Annotated in this window: 20 protein-coding genes and 1 pseudogene; 5 read left to right on the plus strand and 16 right to left on the minus strand. The window is 57.3% G+C overall.

The genetic code is table 11. The features are described from left to right. Positions 1-132: 132 nt before the first annotated feature. The 3 genes from MQE22_RS05525 to MQE22_RS05535 all read left to right on the plus strand — a co-directional run bounded on the left by MQE22_RS05525 (position 133) and on the right by MQE22_RS05535 (position 1290). Complete coding sequence (locus MQE22_RS05525; RefSeq protein WP_255790221.1) at positions 133-819, plus strand: Crp/Fnr family transcriptional regulator; 687 nt, start codon at positions 133-135, stop codon at positions 817-819. A 124-nt stretch (positions 820-943) separates the two neighbouring features. After that, positions 944-1114 (plus strand): hypothetical protein, encoded by a 171-nt coding sequence (locus MQE22_RS05530; protein WP_215871603.1) that lies wholly within the window; start codon positions 944-946, stop codon positions 1112-1114. Then, positions 1111-1290: a hypothetical protein gene (locus MQE22_RS05535; RefSeq protein ID WP_215871602.1), complete on the plus strand. Its 180-nt coding sequence runs from the start codon at positions 1111-1113 to the stop codon at positions 1288-1290. Before MQE22_RS05530 ends, MQE22_RS05535 begins: the two co-directional genes overlap by 4 nt. A gap of 384 nt (positions 1291-1674) precedes the next feature. Here the strand turns inward: MQE22_RS05535 and MQE22_RS05540 are convergent, their stop codons facing one another. Continuing rightward, positions 1675-2916, minus strand: coding sequence for a hypothetical protein (locus tag MQE22_RS05540; RefSeq protein ID WP_226838212.1), 1242 nt, complete (start codon positions 2914-2916; stop codon positions 1675-1677). Positions 2917-2964: 48 nt separating this feature from the next. Here MQE22_RS05540 and MQE22_RS05545 point away from each other — a divergent pair, with 48 nt between their 5' ends. Continuing rightward, positions 2965-3933 (plus strand): IS5 family transposase, encoded by a 969-nt coding sequence (locus MQE22_RS05545; protein WP_480082272.1) that lies wholly within the window; start codon positions 2965-2967, stop codon positions 3931-3933. Between the two features lie 344 nt (positions 3934-4277). On the opposite strand, the gene tnpC is transcribed toward MQE22_RS05545, so the two are convergent. From tnpC to MQE22_RS05610, 13 genes and pseudogenes are all read right to left on the minus strand, one after another. Continuing rightward, positions 4278-5924 (minus strand): IS66 family transposase, encoded by a 1647-nt coding sequence (gene tnpC, locus MQE22_RS05550; RefSeq protein ID WP_255790224.1) that lies wholly within the window; start codon positions 5922-5924, stop codon positions 4278-4280. 52 nt (positions 5925-5976) lie between these two features. Further along, positions 5977-6201 (minus strand): annotated as a pseudogene (locus MQE22_RS05555) (hypothetical protein); the annotation flags it as partial. Between the two features lie 61 nt (positions 6202-6262). Beyond that, positions 6263-6568, minus strand: coding sequence for an HU family DNA-binding protein (locus MQE22_RS05560; protein WP_215870808.1), 306 nt, complete (start codon positions 6566-6568; stop codon positions 6263-6265). Then, a complete protein-coding gene (locus tag MQE22_RS05565; RefSeq protein WP_215870809.1) occupies positions 6565-7053 on the minus strand; it encodes an NADH-quinone oxidoreductase subunit B family protein in 489 nt (162 codons plus the stop codon). Before MQE22_RS05565 ends, MQE22_RS05560 begins: the two co-directional genes overlap by 4 nt. Before the next feature lie 22 nt (positions 7054-7075). Next, the gene (locus MQE22_RS05570) at positions 7076-8626 is read right to left on the minus strand and encodes a hydrogenase large subunit (RefSeq protein WP_215870810.1); all 1551 of its coding nucleotides are present in this window, start codon (positions 8624-8626) and stop codon (positions 7076-7078) included. Continuing rightward, positions 8623-10074, minus strand: a complete 1452-nt coding sequence (locus MQE22_RS05575; RefSeq protein WP_215870811.1) for a hydrogenase 4 subunit F — start codon at positions 10072-10074, stop codon at positions 8623-8625. Before MQE22_RS05575 ends, MQE22_RS05570 begins: the two co-directional genes overlap by 4 nt. Beyond that, entirely contained in the window at positions 10071-10748 is a 678-nt protein-coding gene (locus MQE22_RS05580) for a formate hydrogenlyase (protein WP_215870812.1), read from the minus strand. Before MQE22_RS05580 ends, MQE22_RS05575 begins: the two co-directional genes overlap by 4 nt. Before the next feature lie 2 nt (positions 10749-10750). Next, the gene (locus MQE22_RS05585) at positions 10751-11698 is read right to left on the minus strand and encodes a respiratory chain complex I subunit 1 family protein (RefSeq protein ID WP_215870813.1); all 948 of its coding nucleotides are present in this window, start codon (positions 11696-11698) and stop codon (positions 10751-10753) included. Further along, on the minus strand, positions 11695-13686 hold the full coding sequence (hyfB, locus tag MQE22_RS05590) for a hydrogenase 4 subunit B (protein ID WP_255790225.1): 1992 nt from the start codon (positions 13684-13686) through the stop codon (positions 11695-11697). The genes MQE22_RS05585 and hyfB overlap by 4 nt, the downstream gene beginning before the upstream one ends. Then, positions 13683-14228 (minus strand): helix-turn-helix domain-containing protein, encoded by a 546-nt coding sequence (locus MQE22_RS05595; RefSeq protein WP_215870814.1) that lies wholly within the window; start codon positions 14226-14228, stop codon positions 13683-13685. Before MQE22_RS05595 ends, hyfB begins: the two co-directional genes overlap by 4 nt. A gap of 45 nt (positions 14229-14273) precedes the next feature. Then, on the minus strand, positions 14274-16538 hold the full coding sequence (locus tag MQE22_RS05600) for a nitric oxide reductase activation protein NorD (RefSeq protein ID WP_215870815.1): 2265 nt from the start codon (positions 16536-16538) through the stop codon (positions 14274-14276). Positions 16539-16551: 13 nt separating this feature from the next. After that, a complete protein-coding gene (locus MQE22_RS05605) occupies positions 16552-17352 on the minus strand; it encodes a CbbQ/NirQ/NorQ/GpvN family protein (RefSeq protein WP_215870821.1) in 801 nt (266 codons plus the stop codon). A 124-nt stretch (positions 17353-17476) separates the two neighbouring features. Beyond that, positions 17477-18856, minus strand: a complete 1380-nt coding sequence (locus MQE22_RS05610) for a ribulose-bisphosphate carboxylase (protein WP_215870816.1) — start codon at positions 18854-18856, stop codon at positions 17477-17479. Between the two features lie 152 nt (positions 18857-19008). Between MQE22_RS05610 and MQE22_RS05615 the strand changes: the two genes are divergently transcribed. After that, positions 19009-19935, plus strand: a complete 927-nt coding sequence (locus tag MQE22_RS05615; RefSeq protein WP_215870817.1) for a LysR family transcriptional regulator — start codon at positions 19009-19011, stop codon at positions 19933-19935. Positions 19936-20058: 123 nt separating this feature from the next. Here the strand turns inward: MQE22_RS05615 and MQE22_RS13825 are convergent, their stop codons facing one another. Together MQE22_RS13825 and MQE22_RS05620 are read right to left on the minus strand one after the other, a co-directional pair. After that, positions 20059-20292 carry a DUF167 domain-containing protein gene (locus MQE22_RS13825; RefSeq protein ID WP_215870818.1) on the minus strand — a complete coding sequence of 78 codons (234 nt, stop codon included), beginning with the start codon at positions 20290-20292 and terminating at the stop codon, positions 20059-20061. A 331-nt stretch (positions 20293-20623) separates the two neighbouring features. Next, the gene (locus MQE22_RS05620) at positions 20624-21277 is read right to left on the minus strand and encodes a phosphoketolase family protein (protein ID WP_226830538.1); all 654 of its coding nucleotides are present in this window, start codon (positions 21275-21277) and stop codon (positions 20624-20626) included. Positions 21278-21424 lie beyond the last annotated feature (147 nt).

The raw sequence follows: 21424 nt of genomic DNA on the forward strand, positions 1-21424 counted from the left end.
AATGAATAGTGCCCAATTGGCGAGCTACAGTCTGGCTTCGCGAAAGATTCGCGTCCTTGATCTGGGTCAAGGTTTTGTTCGTGGAATCTGCCGATCGATCGCGGCCAGTATTTTCCAATCGACGAGCCTGCCATGAGCGTCGATCCCGCATCGTATGCCGATCGCCTGCGGCAGCAGCCGATCTTTGCCGTTTGGTCGCCAGCGGAATTGGTGGAGTTATTGCGCGTCTGTCAGCTCCAGTCGCATACGGACGGAGAGGTCCTCTTCGTCGAAAGGGATCCGGCGAGTCAGTTCTTTTTTCTCGATGTCGGCATCGTGGAATTGTTCAGCACCAGTGTCGATGGCAAGGAAAAGATTCTGGAGATCATGCAGGCAGGTGATCTCTTTGCCGAAGCCGTGGCCTTCATGGAAGGGAAATATCCGGTGACCGCGCGCTGTCAGGGTCGCTGCAAAATTTTGCAAATCCCCTTCGCTCCCTTTGTTGCCATCCTCGACCGGGATCCCCGCCTGATGCGGCGGATACTTGCGCAGCTGAGCATGCGCCTGCACTTTCTGGTCAAGGAAGTGCGCATGCGTAGCATCGAGTCGGCGAACCGAAGAGTTTGTAATTATCTCCTGGAGCTGTCGGAGTCTGCGGCTCCGCAAGCCGATTTTTCCCTTCCTGCGAAAAAGGTCAGCATCGCGGCGCGTCTGGGATTGACGGCAGAAACCTTCTCGCGCGTCCTCCGCCGCCTGAAAGATGCTCATGCCATCGACATGCAGGGGCAGCATATCGTGATTCTGGATCGCAAGAAGTTGTTGGCGATCAGTCTGGCGTGAGCGTAGGTACTACGTTCCTCTGAATCGCTGCTGTTGCAGATGTCCCGATGCCCGCATGCGGCATCTTGACATACAGGTTCCAACGGATAAGACAGGAACTGATTACTTACTGTTGGATGATGTCATGGATTCCTATCTCTCACATCTACCCGCCGACGCCGCCACCGCGATGTTCATCGGTGCCATCCAGGGCCTGGTGATGCAGACCCTGCTGAACGGCAAACCCCAACATATTCGCAGCGCGGCGCCAGGAATGTTCGCGCTGTACCACCGCTGCATTCGGAGCCAGCCATGACGTTTTCCGCAATAAACTGCCGCACCCTGCTGCTGCTTGCCGTATTGGTGCCCATTCTGATCTTGTTCGGCTACGTAGCGCTACGCTCGGGGTCGCTGGCGCCGGTGTCGGTCACGACAACCAAGGTGGCAAGCCGCGCCCTGCAACCGGCGCTGTTCGGCATCGGCACCGTGTAGGCGCACTACACCTACAGTATTCCCGATCGTGGTCGGGCGGGGGTTGCGGTTGAACGTATACGTGGCCGACCACGTCAAGGCTGGTCAGCTTCTAGGCGAGATGGACCCGGTCGATCTCGGCTAGCGTCAGGCCGCGCTCGATAGGGTTTTTAGTCACGGCGACCGCCACTGTCGCCACAGTGTCGTGCTTGCAATCGTCACGGGAGCGACCGGAAATGCTGGCCTGTCGCGCAGTCCTCGACGTATCCGGCAAATGGCAGGTGCAGTATCGTACCTACTCAAAACGCCGATATGCTCTTATATAATCATGCATGGCAAATAAAAATGCAGCGATACACCGCTGCCAAGAATTGCACGTCACTATGTGGAGGAGGAGAAGTGCTCTCAGAAACTGTATTGCAACATCAGGCGGTCATCGATGAATGTGCCATGATAATCGGCGAACGGATTACTGTGATCAATGGCCAGACGATTGCGTAAGGATAATCCCTTCCAGAATCCTCCTGGAGTATAGGTAACGTCAATGTAGTTGGCCTCGACATTGGGAAGGAACGGTGCCGTGTGGTACCAGCTGTAGGAGTATTTGAAGCGAAGATTGGGTATCGGGTGGAAGACAAAGCCGGCCTTCCAGGCATGACCAGCAGCAGATGCCGATATCAGGCCATAATCCATAATGGTGGTGTAGAGGGGGTCCGCGCTGTACTGCTGGGTATAGGGTGAAATAAATCCACCGTTGGGCAGGACTTTACCGTTGGGCAAGGTTGTATCGCGCTGCGGAATGTTGTCGTATACCGCAAAGACCGAGCCGCTCATACCATAAAAGTGTGCTTTTATCCCCAGAATACCGCCAAATACCGTAGCATTCACGGGACCAGCTAGCTGGGCACCGTCAGCCCACTCCCGCGCGTACTGAAAATCGGCGAAAGGCTGGAAATGCTGCAGCAAGACCGGGGTAGTATAACCTACGGTGCCATAGAATAGATTCGTTAGATCATAGAACCGGTAGTACCATGCCGCTGCTTTTATCCCCAGTTTTTGTCCCTTTATACCAAAGGCTAGAGTACCGTCGCTGTTGTTAGGCAAATAGTTATAGTAGGAGTTGTAGTTGAGCAACGTCTGTCGATGATAATCGGACTGAATACGGTTTTTATAACGAAACTCGCGGATACCAATGATGCTCAGGTTGGGTAGAGGATGGACTGTTACGGAAACGGCCTGATACGTGTTAGGGATCATGAACGCATCGGCGGTTCCCATCCACGGTGTATTGAGCAGGAGATTGCCAACGTCTACCTGCAGCCATGGATTCTGATACTGCAAATAGGCTTGCCCCAAGACATTTAGAGAAGTTCTTGACCCCATCAACAAGGGGTCGAGGCGCAGTTCGCGACCGCTGGTATCGTTAGCCCCAAGATCATTGGCGGTATAGAAGGCAACGCCAGCGCTAACGCCATACAAGGAGGCTGTCTGCACCTTGATCATGCCACCAAGGGAATAGGCATAACGATTTTCTACCGAATCGCCACCAAATATCTGATTATCATAGTAGGATCTGATATTGCCGCTTACTGTGGATTTCTCGAGGAACTGTTGTATGGTTTCTCCGTAGCTAAGGAACCTCTGCACAGCCTGAGCTGATAGAATGAGGCGGTATGCGCAAGGCAGGAGGCGATCATGGCGGGCCAGATGACGTTTGCAGAGACAATGGGGCTGTCGCGCCGACACAAGGAGACCAAGCGGGAGCGTTTCCTTCGGGAGATGGACCAGGTGGTACCTTGGCGGCCGTTGATTGAGTGCATCGCTCCCTACTACCCCAAGGCTGGACCGCGTGGCGGTCGCAAGCCCATGCCGATAGAGCAAATGCTGCGTATTCACTTTCTGCAACAATGGTATGCCTACTCGGACCCGGGCATGGAAGAGGCTCTGTATGAAATCCCCTTGCTACGGGCCTTTGCCGGTATCGACTTGGGCCGTGACCTGATCCCCGACGAGTCCACTATTCTGCGCTTTCGGCGCCTGCTGGAGCAGCACGGCCTGGCGCAACAGATATTTGCCCAAGTGCAGGAGCTGCTGGAAGCCTCCCACTTGATTCTGCAGGAAGGCAAGATGGTGGATGCCACCCTGATTCACGCCCCCAGCTCGACCAAGAATCGAGACCGCAAACGGGACCCCGAAATGCATCAAACCAAGAAGGGGAACCAGTGGTATTTCGGCATGAAGGCCCATGTCGCGACGGACACCCAAGGCCTGGTTCAGGCCGTCGAGGTCACCGCGGCCTATGTCCCGGATCATCGGGTGCTGGAAGAGCTGCTGACCGGAAACGAGAAGACGGTGCTCGCCGATCGTGGCTACGATTACCCGCAGGTCCATGAATTTTTGCGCAAGCAGGGGATTCAGGATGCCGTGGCCCGACGTCGCCATCCCGGCCAGAAGACGGGGCTACAGGCACTCAAGCGTTTCAACCGCCGTGTGGCAAGCATCCGTGCGCGTGGTGAACATGCCTTCCGCGTCCTGAAGTGTCAGTTTGGCTACCGCAAGACTCGCTATCGAGGCCTGACCAAAAACGGTGCGCAACTGACCACCTTGTTTGCCCTGGTGAACCTGTATCTGGTTCGTAAGGAGCTCTGTTGGCTACGGGCGTAATCCGTCACAAAGACGGAAAGCGGGCGATTTCCGCGCTCACCATGCGCTTTTTGGCGTCTCTGGAGAGGGAAAATGAGAATTTTCATCGCCAAATCGATTTTGCGAGACAAACTCGCTCCAAATTATGGCGATTTTTACACCAGTTCAGAGGCTCCCTAGGTGCATTCGTTGATCGCTTCGGAAGTCAGGGGTATCCCTTGGGCTACTGTGTATATATTGGTTTAGCAATAGTGAGCTTGTTGTTGATCTGGATATCCAATGCAGGAACAAAACGCTGGAGTAAGAACTTGTAGCACCGCCAATCGTAACCGTCCGAGTAACCCATCTAGTCGGCTGGGATCCGATCAGGCTACGGTAGGGCTCGTCCAATTCCAGGGAAGAAGTTCGTGAAGTTTTTTGGCGGGCCAGGTGGGGAGTTTATCGAGGACGTCGCTGAGATAGGCGAAGGACTCGACGCCATTGAGTTTGCAGGTCTCGATGAGGGTGTAGAAGGCCGCTGCCCGTTCGCCACCGGCGTCATTGCCGGCAAAGAGATAATTCTTGCGGCCGATGGCCACGCCCCGCAGGGCTCTTTCCACGGCGTTGTTGTCGATGCTGAGATGGCCAGTATCGAGGTACAGAGTCAGGGCCGGCCAGCGCTTCAGTGCATAGTTGATGGCCTTGGCAATGGCACTCTTCGGGGCCACCTGCATCTGCACTTCGGTCAACCAAATATGGAAGGACTCCAGCAAGGGGCCGGCGCGTTGTCGTCGGATCTGGGCTTTTCGCTCCGGGGGGTCATCTTGGATCTCGGCTTCGATCTCGTAGAGCTTGCGGATGCGAAGTAATGCATTCTGCGCGACGGGACTGGGGGCGCTCTGGTCGAGATCGTAGAAGTGCCGACGAACATGGGACCAACAGCCCGCTTCGAGGATCCCTCCCTTGCGATAAAGAGCATCGTAGCCGCTGTAGTCATCGGTCTGCAGGATACCCTGCCAGTCGCCGAGGAAGCGCTGCGGATGGATCCCCTTGCGATCCGGGGCATAGTCGAAGACGACGATGGGGTGGGAGGCATCGGCCTGACTGCGATAGACCCAGAGATAGGCTTTTTGCGTCTTGCCGCTGCCCGGATGCAGCACCGGCAAGGGTGTCTCGTCGGCGTGCAGGATCTTTCCGGCCAGCAGTGCCTCCTTGCAGGCTCCGGCCAGGAGGGTGAGCCAGTATTCTCCCTGACCCAGCCAGCTGCTGAGGGTGGAGCGGGACAGGGGCACGCCAGCTCGCTGGTATTGGGCTTCCTGGCGGTAGAGGGGAAGATGATCGAGATACTTGGCCGTCAAGACCTGCGCGACCATGCGCGCGGTGGGCAGGCCTTTGTCGATCACCTGTGCCGGTAGTGGGGGACTCTCCAGGGTGCCACAGGAGCGGCAGGTGAGCTTGGGGCGCACATGACGGATCACCTGGAAGTGGCCGGGGACATAGTCGATCTTTTCGCTGACCTCTTCGCCGATGGACTCCAGAAGAGCGCCACACTGGCCACAGGTGCAACGGCTGGGGGCGTGTTGCACCTCTACCCGAGGCAGGGTATCGGGGAGTTTCATCCGACCGGGATGGCGTCGGGGCGTGGCCTTGGGAGTGGACTCTGGGCTGGTAGCCGCGGCACTGTCAGCAAGTACGGCATCGAGTTCCGTTTCCACGGCGGCGATTTCGGTTTCGAGGGCCTCTTCCCAAAGACGGAGCTGATCGGCAGAGAGCTTTTCCGAACGCCGACCGAAGCGCCAACGCTGTAGTTTGGCAATGGTCAGTTCCAGGCGGGCGATGGTCTCGTCGCGTACGGAGATATGCTGCTCTTTTAGCGCAATGACTTGGTGTTGTTCTGCGATCTGCTGATGGTATTGGGCCATCTGCCAAGCAGATTCCCGATCTTTTTCTTCGCGCTCCTGCAGGAGCTGCAAAACCATCTCGCGCAGGGCGTCAGGATGGCTGGGAAGATCGGCGGGAGTCTTTGATTTCATGAAGAAATGCTATCAGAAACCGCCAGAAAAGGCAAGCATTTCCGCCACTTTGTTAGCCCAAAGGCGTAATGTCCTCTTTGTCCAATTGTAAAATTTCTTCTTTTGGTTTTGGGGGAGCGGAGACAGAGGCGACCATTACGATGAGGCAGAAGGCAAACAAGGTGGTCAGTTGCGCACCGTTTTTGATCAGGTCTCGATAGCGGGTCTTGCGGTAGCCAAACTGACACTTCAGGACGCGGAGGGCATGCTCACCATGCGCACGGATGCTTGCCACACGAAAGAGTTTTTCTCGCGCGGAGCTGAGGTCTTGGGGATGTACCGCTCACCACCCATTTCGCCTACGACTGGAGTGCCCCGGCCGCAAGGATTTCCCGCTCCATGCGGAGCTGAAATGTCTTGGCAGTATGAAGGCGAAGCTTGGCATGCGCCGGTATGAGGATGGTTTCTTTCGTTTTTGGGTTTCTTCCTTCATGCGGAGCGCTGATGGCCGCCTTCAGACGCCCAAGATGGCCAATCGGGACTCGGTCCAGTGCACATAATTGTTCGGCGATGATATCCATCAGGTTGTCATGGAGATGTTCTGCCAGATTGCGGTGAATGCCGGTTCGATGTGCCAACTCCTGAATCAATTCGGCTTTGGTCATTGCTCTAGCCCCTCATGCAGCAGGTTTTGTAAAGATGATAAAATTTGTTCTGGTTTGGGTGGGCAACCGAGGCAACGTTCGTGCACCGGAAGAAGGGCTTCTACGGGTCCGAGAACGGCGTAACTGCCATGAAAAATCCCTCCGGTGCATGCGCAGTCACCTACGGCCAGCACTCTTTTGGGCTTGGGCATAGCGTCGTAGGTGTCTTGCAAAGCAGCGGCCATGTGGCGACTTAGCGGCCCCGTGACGAGTAGGATATCTGCATGGCGCGGCGATGCGGCAAATCGCAGGCCGGCTTGTTCCAAGCCATAGTGGGGGCCACCCAATGCCTGGATTTCGAGCTCGCAGCCATTACAGGAACCCGCATCCACATGGCGGATCACCGCGCTCCGGGAAAATGGCGTCGCCTTCTTTGGCGAGGATGACGATGGCATCGGGTCGCCGACTTTGCCCAGGCGCCACGCTTCTCTCAAAATTCGGTACATGGGTACTCTCCTTGCCGCGGTATCAGAGATCGTGACCGCTATAGCTCAAATTGAAAGACTTATTGATCAATGGGAAATCGGCGACGATGTCCTGCAGCACCGCTTCTTCGAGAACGGGCCACAAAGACCAGGAAGGATCGTGGGGATGGCATCGGGCAATGCGGTCCGCTTCCAATCGTAGCGCCACAAAAATCTCACCACGCCATCCCTCTACGATGCCGAGACCTTCCCCAACGCTTGGCAGTGGCAATGGCATCTTACAGGCACCCGTGGGAAGTTCCTGGAGGAGCTTTTCCTGCCAGCGCAGAGAGGCAAAAACTTCCGCAAAGCGAACAGCCCAGCGGCTTGCCACATCACCGCTGCTCGCCAGCGAGATTTCCATGGGGAAACGGTCATAGGGAGCGGGAGCAAATTGCACCCGCAGGTCCCAAGCCTGCCCACTCGCGCGTCCGGCCAGCCCACCCATTCCCCAGTCGACGGCTCGATCCGGCGCAATGGTGCCGGTGCCCACCAAGCGGTCGCGCAGGCCTGCATGTTCCTGCAGCAGTAATTCCAGGTCTTGCAAACGTTGTTGCCAGCGCAAGCCACTGGCACGCAGTTGCTGGCAGGTATCCGCACCGAGATCCATGGTGAGGCCGCCGGGGCAGATGAGATCCATGAGGTAACGATGTCCAAAGATCCTTTCATTTTCCCGCAGCATTTCTTCCTTGATGGCCAGCAGTTGGGTCAGAGCAAAGGCAAGGCCGGCGTCATTGCCGAGGGCCCCCAGATCCCCCAAGTGATTGGCCAAGCGCTCACGCTCCAGCAAAAGGCCACGCAAGGCCTGTGCTCGTTCCGGGAGATGAACGCCCGCGATGCTCTCCAAAGCCATGGCATAGGCCCAGGCATAGGCTACCGTGCTGTCACCGCTCACGCGACCCAGTAGGACAAGAGCGGCAAAAGGGTCCTGCCCCTGCAACAGGCGCTCGATTCCTTTGTGAGTGTAGCCGAGGCGCTCTTCCAAACGTAAGATCTGCTCTCCCAGACAGGTGAAGCGAAAATGCCCCGGCTCGATGGTGCCGGCATGGACGGGACCGACGGGTATTTCGTGCAGATCGTCGCCGGGTAGACCCTGGAAAGCATAGTCGGTATCTCCCTGCGTACTCAGTTCGGTGAGGGGGACGGGGTTTGCGCGTAAAGGCAAAAAGGTGCTGGGCCAGGCCGCATGACGCAACCAGGGGCGCTGGTCCGCGTTGCCCTGCGGGCGTAGACCCAGCAGGTCGGCAATGGCCCGCTCCTGGCGTACCGCCGTGGGAAAAATTTCTGCGAGGCTGGGAAATCCCTCTACCCCTTGCGCTAGGGCGAGGTTGCACCAGTAGCAGGAATCCGCGGTTAAAAACAGGGCGTGGATGCGATACTGCCTGTCGCTTCGTTCTTCCCCCCAGATACCCAAAAGCCGTGCACCCCGCCGGCGTAGGGTCTGCGCCAATGTCTGCCAGTCTTTAGCCAGAACGTCTCGCTGATGGATGGGAAGTGGACCCGCGATGACGCGAAACGGCGCGCTTCCATTTTCCCAGAGTGCTTCTTCATTCATTGTAAAATCCCGACGACATTATGCATCCAGCCCGCCAACGCAGCGGGGATCCAGACGCCGAGAAGGAGTACAGCAAAGAGTTGCAAAAAGATCGGGCTGAAGCCGCCAGCACGGACCAATACCTGTGGGGTACGGGGTTCGCCGAGCAGCATATGCAAAAGACGGGGGAAAATGGCCGCAAAGGCGATCTCCAGACCGAGGAGCAGTAGGGGAGTCGTGAACCAGGCGCGTTGAATGCTCGCTACCACGATCAAAAACTCGCTGAGAAACAGGGAACCAGGGGGCATTCCGACAATGGCCAGGATGGAAAGGAGCAATGACCAGCCGAGGGTCGGACGGAGCTTGAGAATGCCGTGTAGGTCCTTTAGTTCACGAGAGTCGGCTTCCTGCACGGCGCGACCCACCGAAAAAAACACCGAGGACTTGGCTAGACTGTGGCCCATCATGTGCAACACACCGGCAAAGATGGCGAGCGGTCCACCCAGTCCAAAGGCAATGGCGATAAGTCCCATGTGTTCCACGGAAGAGTACGCAAACAGGCGCTTCACATCGTGCTGACGCAGCATGGAAAAGGCCGCCAATAGCAAGGAAAGGAGGCCAAATGCCAGCAGGAGATGCGCAGCAAAATCGGTCCCCGAGGCAGCATCGGTGAGACTTTTGAACCGCAGAATGGCATACAGTGCAACATTGAGCAGTAATCCAGAGAGGACGGCAGACACCGTACTCGGGCCAGCGGCATGGGCATCGGGCAACCAGGTATTGAGGGGGGCAAAGCCGACCTTGGTTCCGTATCCCACGAAAACAAAGACGAAGGCCAGGGTCAGCACGGTTCCGTTCAACTGGCTGGCGTGCTGGTGCAGCGCCGACCAGAGCAGTGCCTTGGCCCCATCGCCCAACACCGGTTGCGCGGCGAAATACAGGAGGATCGTGCCGAAGAGCGCCATCGCGAGACCGACGCCACAGAGGATGAAATATTTCCAGGCGGCTTCCAGGCTTTCTCCGCTGCGCTGCAGGCTCACCAGTAATACCGTCGATAGGGTGGCACCTTCGAGTGCCACCCAGAGGATGCCCATATTGTTGCTCAACAGGGCCAAGAACATGGTTGCCAAAAAGCTCTGAAACATGGCGTGGTACAGGCGCTGGCGACCTTTGCTAAAATGGTGGTGCTCTACTTCCTGTTGCCAGTAACTGGCAGAAAACCAAGCTGTCGTTAGCCCGATAACCCCGTTCAGCAAGACCAGGATCAAAGACAAGGCATCCATGCGCAATTCGTCAGCAAGGGCAGTCAAGGGGCCATGTCGTAAAAATTCCCAGGCCGCCAGCAGGCTCAGCAGAAATACGGCAAAATTGATCGTCATAAAGATCCAGCGCCCTCTGCGGCCATCGCCCAAGAGGGCGAGCACGGGAATGCCCAAGGCTACTACTACCAGGAGCCAGAGCAGGATCATTGGTTTTCTCGCAAATGTTCCAGCCAGTGCAAATCGAGGTTCTCAAAGCTTTCGCGGATGTGAAAGAAGAAGACCCCGAGGATGAGGAAGGCAATGAGGGCATCGAGTGCAATGCCAAGTTCGACGATGAGCGGCATTCCCAAGGTGGCACTGGTAGCAGCAAAGAACAAGGCGTTATCCATGGCCAAGAAACCCACCACCTCAGAAATGGCCTTGCGGCGGGTGATCATCATCAAAAAGGCCAAGAGGAATGCTGCCAAGGCAATACCGAGCATGCCATGGGTAGCTGCTGGCAGACTGCCTGCTAGTGGCGCCGCCAGGGCAAAGGCAAAAATGACCAGCACGATGCCGAGCAGTTGGACACTTGCCACATTCAGGCTCATTTCCACGTCGCCGCGTACCTGTAGGCGCCGCAGCAAGCGATGGAGCAAGAACGGAATCAAGAGCCCCTTGAGACTCAGGGTCAGCGTTGCCGAAACCCAGAGCAGGCGATCGCCGGTGAGCACAGCTACCATGGCGGTGCTGAGGGCAAGCGTGATCCCCTGCCATGCCAAGAGGTGGATCAGACTCAGGAGACGACGCTGGGCCAAGAGGGCAAAACTCAGCAATAACATCCAGGCGGCCAGGAATTTGAGGATCGAGAGAAGGGAAAACAGATCGAGGAACGGACGCATGCTCAGCTCCCGAGCATAAAGTGGGTGAGCAGGCCGATCACCCCAAAGAGGAATGCCGTCGTGGCAAATTCTGGAACCCGGAAGAGCCGTTTCTTGGCGAGCAGGGTCTCTACCAGGGCCAGGATGGGGGCGGCGACGAAGAGTTTGATCAGCAGTGCCAGGCTGGCGAGCAAAATTGCCGTCGGCGCAAACTCGTCAGCGATTCCCCAAGGAAAGAAAAGGGCAATGCCGATGGTTACATAGATTAGCAGTTTCAATTGTGCCCCCCATTCCAGGAGGGCCAGGTGGCGGCCGGAGTATTCCAGCAGCATGGCCTCATGGATCATGGTGAGTTCCAGATGGGTGGCAGGATTGTCTACCGGAATGCGCGAATTTTCGACCAGAAGTACCAGGAAAAAGGCGGCGGCCGCAAACACCATGCTTGGGTGGAGAGAGAGCAGGCCCTCCTGGGCGTGAAGAACGATGGTGCTGAGAGAGGTAGAGCCGGCCAGCAGGGAGGCGATGAAAAAAGCACTCAGGAGCGCCGGCTCTGCCAGCGCAGAGACTAACATTTCCCGGTGCGCCCCCAAGCTGGCGAAGGGAGTGCCGGTATCCATGGCTGCCAGCACCTGAAAAATGCGGGCTACTGCCAGTAGTCCGACCAGGGCGATGACGTCGGCCGCCGGTGCCAGGGGCAGGTCTACCGCCAAAATGGGGACCAGGGTGCTTGCCATCACCTTGGTGCCAAAGAGAACATAGGGGCTGAAACGGAATAGCCAGGAGGAATCCTCGGGCAAGAAGGCTTCCTTGTGGAAGAGCCGCCGCAGGTCCCGGTAGCCCTGCAAAAGGCCTGCGGGGCGGCGGTTTTGCAACAGCGCACGGAGCATTTGCAGCCACGCCGCAAAGAGTGGCGCGATGGCCAAAGCCACCAGCACCTGCAAGGTCTGCATTCCCCATGCACTCCAGTTCATCGGACCAGCACCAAAAGCACGACCAAGGTTAGAAAGGCATAGAGGAGGTAGGAACTGATCTTGCCATGTTGCAGCCGTAGTGCCTGGCGAGATAGGGCCAGGGCCAGTCGCTGCAAGGGTTCATAGAGTCCTACCCAGAAAGGGTCCGTAAGCTCTACCCGCAATTCCTTGCTGGCGGTATCTGGCTGGAGCCGCCCGTGGTGTATCGGTTGAAAGATGCGCAAGAGGGATTGGCTGAATCCGGCAGGGCTATCCTGCATGCGCGCCGTTCGCGCGCCGCGAAAACCGCAGGACCAGACGGGAACGCGGCGTAGCGGTCGACCAAAGCGCCACCATACCAGCAAAAAGGTCAGGAGAATGGCCATTGCGATGCCGATGAGAAACCATCCTGGCACATAACTGGCTCGTTCCGGAGAGATGGGCGTCAATCGCCAGGGCTGCTGAATTCCCAAGGAGTTCCCGGACAGGAGCAGGGCATTTACCGCACTGATGGCGTGGATGGCGAAACCTGGGACAAGCCCCAGGAAGATGCAACCCAAGGCAAGGAAGGCCATGGCCAAACGCTCCCACAGGCTTGCCTCGTGGGCGGTATAGACGCTGCGCGGCTGCCCCAGAAAACTTAGTCCAAAGGCCTTGATGATGGCAAAACTCGCTAAAGCCAGAACCAGAACGACGCCCGCAGCGGTCAATGGCAGAATGGCTTGCAGGGTCCCCGAGGCCATTTGCGGCGCCAACAGGAAGGCCTGCAGCAGCATCCACTCCGAGGCAAAACCATTCAGGGGCGGTAGTCCGGCAATGGCAAGGCAGCCGATCAGCATCAGCAGGGTGGTTTGCGGCATGCGTCGGATCAGGCCCCCGAGTCGCCCCATATCGACGGTGCCGGTGCTGTGGAATACACTGCCGCTCCCCAAGAAGAGCAGCCCTTTGAACAAAGCATGGTTCAACGTCTGGAAAAGTCCGGCGCTGAGGGCCAGCGCCGCCAGTGTCGGTGAGCCCTCGGCGACAAAAAGCCGGGCCAGGCCCAGGGCTACCAGGATCAATCCCATGTTCTCCATGGAGGAATAGGCCAGGAGTCGTTTTAGATCCCGCTGCAGGGTAGAAAAAAGCACGCCAAAGCCTGCCGTCAACAAGCCCAAAGCGAGCCAGACCAAGCCCCAGGAGACGCCCTCGGGAGGCAGGATTTGCCAATCGATGCGCAACAACCCATACAAGGCTATGGGCAGCATGGCGGCGCTCATCAGGGCGGAAACGGGGGAGGGTGCAGCGGGATGCGCCTCGGGTAACCAGACATGGAGGGGGGCCATCCCCAACTTGGCACCAAATCCCAGCAGGGTGAGGAGCAGTACGGCCTGGGCAAGCCCAGGCGCAAGTACCTCGTGCGCCAGGGCAGAAAAATCATTCCCGGCCAATGGGTTGCCGTGGCAGAGCAGGGCGAAGGCGGCCAGTAGGCACAGGGCCCCCAGGTGCGCCACGAGCAGGTACAGATAGGCGGCATGCCGCGCCTGGATGGTCTGCGTTTGAGCCAGAATCAGGTAGCTCGAGCTCAGGGCCATACCTTCCCAGGCCACTAAAAAGGTATACGCATTATCGGCCAGCAGTAGCAGCGCCATGGCCGAGAGAAAAAGCGGCAAAGGGATCAGAACCCGCCGCAATCCAGTTCTACCCAGTTGCCGAAAATAGCCCACGGCGTGCAAGGAGGAAGCCGTGCCTACCAGCCCCAGCACTACCAGGAAAAAGGCAGACAAGGGGTCCAGCCGGAATTGCCAGAGCGGGATGCCGCCGACGGCGAGGTTCGGCGCGGGGGCGGCCACCAGTATCAGCCCCAGGGCGCCACTCAGCAGCCAGAGTAGACTCATGAGGGTACTGGTCATCAGGCTGGTGTAGCGTAACCAGGAGGGCTGCAGGCGTGGGAGTAGACTCCCCAGACTCGCCAGAGGACCCAGGGCGACGGCTCCTAGAGCCATCTGCAGTGGCAATAGCGCATTCACTGGGCAACGATGATGAGAAGCACCGCGGCCTCGGTACCGTTATTTCGCCAATTATGAAGCTGTCGGGGATCGTAGTAGATCGCATCCCCTTTGCCGAGTTCGTAGCTATGCTCCTGCTGTTCGAATTTCGCCGTCCCTTCGATCACCATGGCAAATTCTTCCCCCTCGGCGCTGCTGTAGGGATGTTCCCCGCATTCCCCGCCGGCCTCCAGGGTGAGGAGGATGGGTTGCATCTTTTTGCGGGCATAGTCCCGCGCCAGGGGTTCGATACTCGCATGCGAACCGGCGCTGTAGATTCGCCGCCGTTGTCCGGAACGAAGCAGGATGGGCATGGGGCCCTCTTCGGGTTCGTCAAAGAGAGTGCCGATATGCACGCCGAGGGCAAGACAGAGTTTTTCGAGAGTGGCGATCGACGGAGATACCTGGGAGCTTTCGATCTGGGAAATGGCACTAGCGGAAACTCCAGACAGCTCCGCCAGCACGCGCAGGGAAAGCTGACGATCCTCGCGGAGTTTTTGCAACTGTCTGGCTAGTTGTTCCATGGGGGAAAGTGTACGATATTTTGCACAAAAAGTGCAATATTCTGTTCACCTGGTGAGCGAGAGAAACATCTGTGGCAGCCTTTCCGGTAATCGCTCGATCTGGTCGAGTACGGTGAACTGGCGACCAAAGATGTCACTGACATACGTATCGGCCTGCGGGTCCAGGCTGATGCAGTAGCTGAAAATCCCTTTTTGGCCGAGTTCATTGACGGCTTGCCGGGCATCGGCAACGAGCTGTTGAGAATCCGCCACGTCCACGTCTGCAGGCGCGCCATCGGTAAGCAGCAGTAACAATTTTTTCTCATTCTTGCGGGCACCCAGATAGTGCCCCGCATGGCGCATGGCCGCCCCCATCCGAGTGGACCAGCAGGCCTGCATACCCGCCAGCCGCGCCTTGACCGAGTCGCCCCAATGCTCGCTAAAACCTTTGATATGACCATAGCGTGCTTCGTGGCGGGTGTTGGAATGAAAGCCGGCAATGGCGAAGGGATCACCCAAGCTCTCGATGGCCCAGGCGAGGAGGGAAACGGCCTCCTGACTCAGTTCGAGGATGCTTTGCTGGGTATTGGGTACGGGATCATTGAGAGATTCCGAGAGATCGAGCAGGAGTAGCACCGCAATATCGCGATCGTTGCTGCGATGTTGCAGATTGATGCGGGGATCGGGAATTGCACCACTTTTGTAATCGATGAATGCCCGCAACGCGATATCCAGGTCCAGTTCGCTGCCATCCTCCTGGTAACGGATGCGTTCTTTGTCCTGGGGTTTGAGCAGATCAAAAAGGCGTTGCAGGCGTTTGGCCAGGGCGCTGTGCTTGGCCAGCAAACGGTCGATCTGCGCGGGATCGCCTTGGGGATGAAGATGGTCGTATACGCTCACCCAGTCGGGCCGATAACTCTGGCTTTGGTCGTCCCACTCGGGATAGAGGCGTGGCGGTAGCGAAGGGCTTTCCTCGACTGATTTGGCAGACGCATCTTCCGCGCCGGAGTCGTCTTCCTCGTCGGGCTCGATGAAGGTCCAGAGATGGCGGTTGTCGTCGCGATAATCGACCACCGTGTCGGCAAAATGGATATGCTTGAACTGGTCGCTGGGCAGCCGGGTACGGGTAACGAAATCTAGTGCCAATGCCGCCATATCACTGGTGCTGCGCAGTTCGTTACCTGCCAGGAGGTCCCGAAAGCGTTGGACAAGGTCCAGGATTACGGGGTTGCGGTAGCCGTGCTCGGGATCGAGCAGGGCACGGGACAATAAGGTCAGGCGATGGCGCAGGCAAGCGGTCGTTTGTGGGTCGCAATCGTCCTCTCCAGGATGTGGGTGCAGGGCTAGCAGGAGGTTGCGTAACCCGGGATATTCCCGAATGAGCAGAGTATCGATACGACAGTCTTCCACGCATTCCACCGCCAGTCGCTGGAAAGGACTCCAGTTGTCGGCAATCAGGGGACGGCTCCAGCGACGGTGCCCGACCATGTGGGCAAGTGCCGCACGGTAGCGGTCGATGCCGGCGACGCCTTGGGTATCATCGTAGGCGTCGGGCAAATGAAAACCGAGTCGATCGAAATAGGGAATGGGTTGGCGCAGCTGGTGAAATGCCGTGGAATAGGGAATGAACGCGCCAGCCTCCTGCCAAAAGCCGCGGAGATAGAGATCCAGGCGGCGTTCCGCGTCGACCAGGAGGGTGCCGTGCCGCTCCCGTTGCAACACCGCCCGACTATCGGCCGACTGCAGGCCGAAGTAATCCTTTTGGCGCTCGGGGTGACGGGCATGGTTGCGAATACCGTAGTCGACCCAGTTGGCAAGGCCTTTCAGGGACAATAACTGCAGCAAGGCGGGGGCGTGGAAGAAAAATTCCGGCAGACCAGGGCTCGGGATGGTGGCTTGCCGACCGTGGATGGATCCTGTGGTCTGTTCCATCAGATGCAGGGCAATATCCAGATATTTTTGTAATGATTCTTGAGATTGCAGCCGTTCTGCTACGGCCCCCAAGGTTTGTAGCAACGTCGTAATGGCGCGCCCATTGGGGGATTTCTGTAGTCGCTCGATGCATTCGAGCACTGGCTGCAAGGCCTCCTCGCCAAGCGCCTGGGCCACTGTCGGCCATTCTTCGAGAAAGGCGAGCAACGGCTCGGCCCCGCGTCCGAGTTTGCCAATCTGGCGGGCCGCGTCGAGATAGCGGGTTAGCCCCTGGGCGCTCAGGATTGCTTGCGCCTCCCGCCAGAGGTCCGGAAAGATACGTTTCACTTCGTCGAAGCGGCTGTCCAGACGCGCCCAGGCGTCGTCCAGGCGGGCCAGATCATCCGTGTGGGCAGGCATGTCGTCAGGGGACTCAGGCAAAGGTGCTACGGATGGCATGCTCGAGGGTGGCACGAATGTCGGCGTCGTCGGTGATCGGGGCGGCCAAGGCCATGCGGCAAGCGTCTTGGGGAGCGACGCCGTCTTCGATCAAGGAGGCGGCATACACCAGCAAACGCGTGGAAATGCCCTCGTCGAGTCCGTGTCCTTTGAGGCGCCTTGCCACCGCGCCAATTTTCACCAACTGTCCGGCGATTTCTGCTGCTACACCCGCTTCCTTCTCCAGAATGCTGGCTTCCAGCTCTGGTGCGGGGTAGTCAAAATCAAATGCGGTAAATCGTTGCTTGGTGGAGGGTTTTAGGTCTTTCATCAAGCTCTGGTAGCCCGGGTTATAGGATATGACCAGCTGAAAATCCGGATGGGCTTGGACCAGTTCCCCTTTTTTGTCCAGGGGCAACACGCGCCGGTGGTCGGTGAGGGGATGAATGACCACGGTAGTGTCCTGCCGAGCTTCGACCACTTCATCCAGATAGCAGATGGCGCCCATACGGGCGGCGGTGGTCAAAGGACCGTCGATCCAGCGGGTGCCATGGGCATCGAGGAGGTAGCGTCCGACCAGGTCGCTGGCCGTCATGTCCTCGTTGCAGGCCACGGTAATGAGGGGCTTGCCCAGCTTCCAGGCCATGAATTCGATGAAGCGGGATTTGCCGCAACCAGTTGGCCCTTTTACCATCACCGGCAACCGTTTGCGATAAGCGGCCGCAAAGAGTTCCACCTCGTTACCATGGGGTTGGTAATAGGGTTCGCTACGGATCAGGTAGCTTTGCGAATGCAGAGTAGGATCGTTCACGTTGCATTTTCCCTAGCAATCAAGCAAACAAGCGAATGGGGGCCCCGCATTGAAGGCGGGGCCGAGCCGCACCTGGGCACTAATGCCCGGGCGCGGTAGGGTGGTTGCCTTAGCGATGGGCACCAATCTTGTCCCGCCAGCCGGGATACAGCTTGTCGGCATCGCCAGGGAAGGACTCGAAGGCACGCGCAAATTCCTTATGTTCCTTGGCGTATTCGATGGGATCGGCGCCGCTCTTCCAGCACTCATAGGCTTGGCGCAGGGACTTGGCGCCGGCCGCGGGGCTGTCGACGTGGCCGTAGGAGCCGCCGCCGGCGGTATTGATGACGTTGCCGTGACCTAGGTTCTCGAAGAAGCCAGGTAGCCTCAGGGCGTTCATGCCGCCGGAGATGATTGGGGTAGTGGGCTTCATGCCATACCATTTCTGATAGTACACCGGCCCCTGGCACTCGTCGCGCTCGATCATGTAGGCGATGTTTCGGTCGTCATTCTCGCCTTCCATTTTTCCGTAGCCCATGGTACCCACATGAATCCCGGATGCACCTTGCAAACGAGCAATCTTGGCCAGCACGAAGGCGGTATAACCGCGCTTCGCCGAGGGGGAGGTGATCATGCCGTGCCCGGCGCGATGGTAGTGCAGATACTGAGCGGGGTATTGCCGCCGGGCGGTAGTGATCATGCCCGGACCACCCACGAAACCGTCCACCAGGAACGCTACCTTATCGGCGTCGGGACCAAAGGTTTCCAGGATGAAATCTGCCCGGGCACACATTTCATAGTGATCGTCGGCGGTGATGTTGGCCGAGAAGATCTTGGCCTGGCCGGTTTCATCCATGGCACGCTTCATGGCGTCGGCCACCAGTGGGATGGTTTTCTTGAGAGGCGAAAAGATCTGGTTGCCCTGGGGCTCATCATTTTTGATGAAATCACCTCCGAGCCAGAACTGATAGGCGGCATGCGCAAAGGGTTCCGGCCGCAGGCCCAGCTTGGGCTTGATGATGGTGCCGGCGATATAACCTCCGTCCTTGAGCGGGCGCCCGAGGATACGCCATAAATCGGAGATGTCGCGGCTGGGCCCGTCGAACAACTGGATGGCACGCGGCGGTACCCAGAAATCGATCATCTTGGCGTGGGCAATGTCGCCCATGCCCTGGTTGTTGCCGATGGCCAGCGTCAGGAAGGAAACGATCATCATGCGACCATCGGTCACGTTGCGGTCGAAAAGATCCAAGGGATAAGCGATCCGCATGTCTTCGGTCGCTTCGTCGATGTGGTAGACGAGGGCGTCGACGCCTTTGGTGAAGTCGTCAGTGGTCGAGACTTCGACATTGGTACCCGTGGACGATTCTGCGGCAAAGTGGGCTGCAGCTTCCAGATAGCCATGCCCAGCCTTGGGCTTCATCTTGTACGCCACTAAAATATGCTGACCATTCTTGATCAGCTCTTCTTCCGAGAGGGACAGGTCAGCATAACGTGCCGATTGATCCATGGTGTGCACTCCTTGTATTGTCAGGAGTAGACACTGTACCCGCTCGGAATAATCAACAAAAACGATTATATATTATAGAAAAAATTAGAAAGAATAATGATTCCGTGGGTTGGCAGAATATCTACGATTTATGAGAGCACCGGCTACACACCATGAAAAATCTTACCTTACGACAACTGGATATCTTGAGGATGCTGGGAAGCACCGGATCCTATACCAAGGCTGCCAAGCAGTTGCATCTCACCCAGTCGGCGGTCTACGTGCAGATACGCAAGCTGGAGCAGGAGATCGGTCTCCCCTTGACCGAGCAGGTGGGGAAAAAGGTCTTTTTGACAGATGCTGGCAACGAGGTTTTGCGTGCGAGTAATTGCATCAACGACCAGATCGAAGAGCTGAACCGTTCCCTGGAACATCTGCGTGACGTCGAAGATGGCCAGGTGCGCATTGCCGTCACCTCCGCCGCCAATGCCTTTGCGGTGGACCTATTGGCGCGCTTTCAACAGCAGCATACCCATATCCAAATCCGGCTTGACATTGCCAATCGCAAGGAGGTGTTGGAGAGCCTGGAGCGCAACGACATCGATATGGCAATTATGGGAGAACCGCCGCAAGCGATGGATCTAATTGCACTTCCATTTCATGAAAATCACCTGATCGTCATTGCTGCGGCAAACTCTCCCCTACCGCGCATTTCCGCCATTTCCCTGGCAGATCTCGCCAAAGAAACCTTTGTGCTGCGCGAGCCTGGATCGGGCACCAGAGAGGCAATCTTGCGTTATTTCGAGGAGCACGGGTTAGAAATCGAAGACCGTGTCATCATGAACAATAATGAATCTATCAAACAAGCGGTAAAGGTAGGTATGGGAGTGGCGATCGTTTCGCGCCATAGCGTTCTCACCAAGATCGAGGCCGGGTATTTGCGGGAAATTGCCGTGGAAGGATTCCCTTTACAGAAAATGTGGCATCTGGTGCATCGAAAAGGAAAGAAGCTGGCGCCCGCGCCAAAAACCTTCAAATCTTACCTGTTGCAACATCAGTATGTTCGCACGACTACCGAACTATCCCAAATTATCTCGTGAGAAAATGGCAATGGCAATTATGAGGCTGCCTCAGGATCATCGACTGCGAGGGATTCGCGTGATCGTGGATGGCGTGTGGAGACTGAAAACGTTCATTTACGCGTAGTTGGGTAGCAGCGCGCATCATTGCCCCGCTACCCTGACCAGTTTGGTTCGGCCGGACGCGCCGGCTTTGATCGTTACCTCGGCCTTTCGGCAGCGGAATTTCTCCGCCACCAGGGTTAGCAACTCTTCGTTCGCTTTGCCGTCGACAGGAGGAGACTTCAGTTTAGCCACCCAGGTACCGTCTGCGGCTTGGGAGAGCTCTGACACGCGAGCTCGAGGTTTCACCTTGACCTGAAGCATAATTTCGACCATCTGTTACCCAACGCCTGTGCTGTAATGGCAAGGGCCGCCTGAGTCCTGCTGTAGGCGGGTGGCGTTGGCATTGACACCCGCCATCTCTCTCCTTTTTGATCATAACTGAACAGATGTCGTTATGGAATTGCAATTCCTCTTGGGTGCCCGCCAGAGGGACCGACGGGAACTGCCCAGTGCTGTTGCCTCCCATCGACCCGATGTGATGGTCATGGAGAGCACAGGAAGCTACTGGAAGATTCCCTATGCGGCCCTTGGAGGCAGACCTTGCTGGCGTTGATCCTTGCGATTATCTTGTGGATGTATAGCTACAGATCTTTTCTGCAGGTTTTCAGAATGGCCACTGCCAGTCGCCAATCTCCGGAGGGTCGTTACCCATTGCATAAGCATGTTGCTTAAAACTGTGCCAACTGGTAGCGAGCGGTCCCGTTTCCGCCTCTCCATCGCCCACGACCGTTAAGGCGATGAGATCTGGATTATCCAGCACTGCGCCCACGGCATGCGAGATGCTGTACCCTAATTCCCCTCCCTCATGGATGCTACCCGGCGCCTCGGGCGTGGCATGACTACCAATGCCGCCAGGAAAGAAAAACTGCTTGAAGAAACGCTGGAGTCCAGCCAGGTCTTTGCTGATCTCCGGATAGACCTCTGAATAGGTGCCTTCCAAGTAGGCCTGGGACAGGATCGCCGGTGCCCCATGGCTAGGCCCGGAAATATAAATGGCGTTCAAATCATATTTCTTGATCAGCCGGTTGAAGTGAATATACGTGAAACACTGTCCAGCATCGGAACCCCAATGGCCGAGCAGTCGCGGCTTTATATGAGCTAGTGAAAGTGGTTCCCGCAGCAGGGGACTGTCTTGGAGATAGAGCATACCAAGACAGAGGTAGAGACTAGCCCGCCAATAAGAGTCGATCAGAGCAAGCTCGTCGGCACCGAGAGGCGACCCTGGAATTGTGGCACGGGCCGGGCCGTAAGCACTCAGAGCTAAGCACTCAGAGCCGGCGGCGTTTCCTCATGTTGCGACGGTTGCTCTTGCATGCCTAGCCCCTCAGGATAATCTTTGCAACCCAGCAAGTAATAGTGTAACAGAAATCAATGAAGTCTTTGCTCGCCCCATGGTACTTGGCTG

The organism is Acidithiobacillus sp. YTS05 (assembly GCF_024396695.1).
Taxonomy (GTDB): Bacteria; Pseudomonadota; Gammaproteobacteria; order Acidithiobacillales; family Acidithiobacillaceae; genus Igneacidithiobacillus; species Igneacidithiobacillus copahuensis.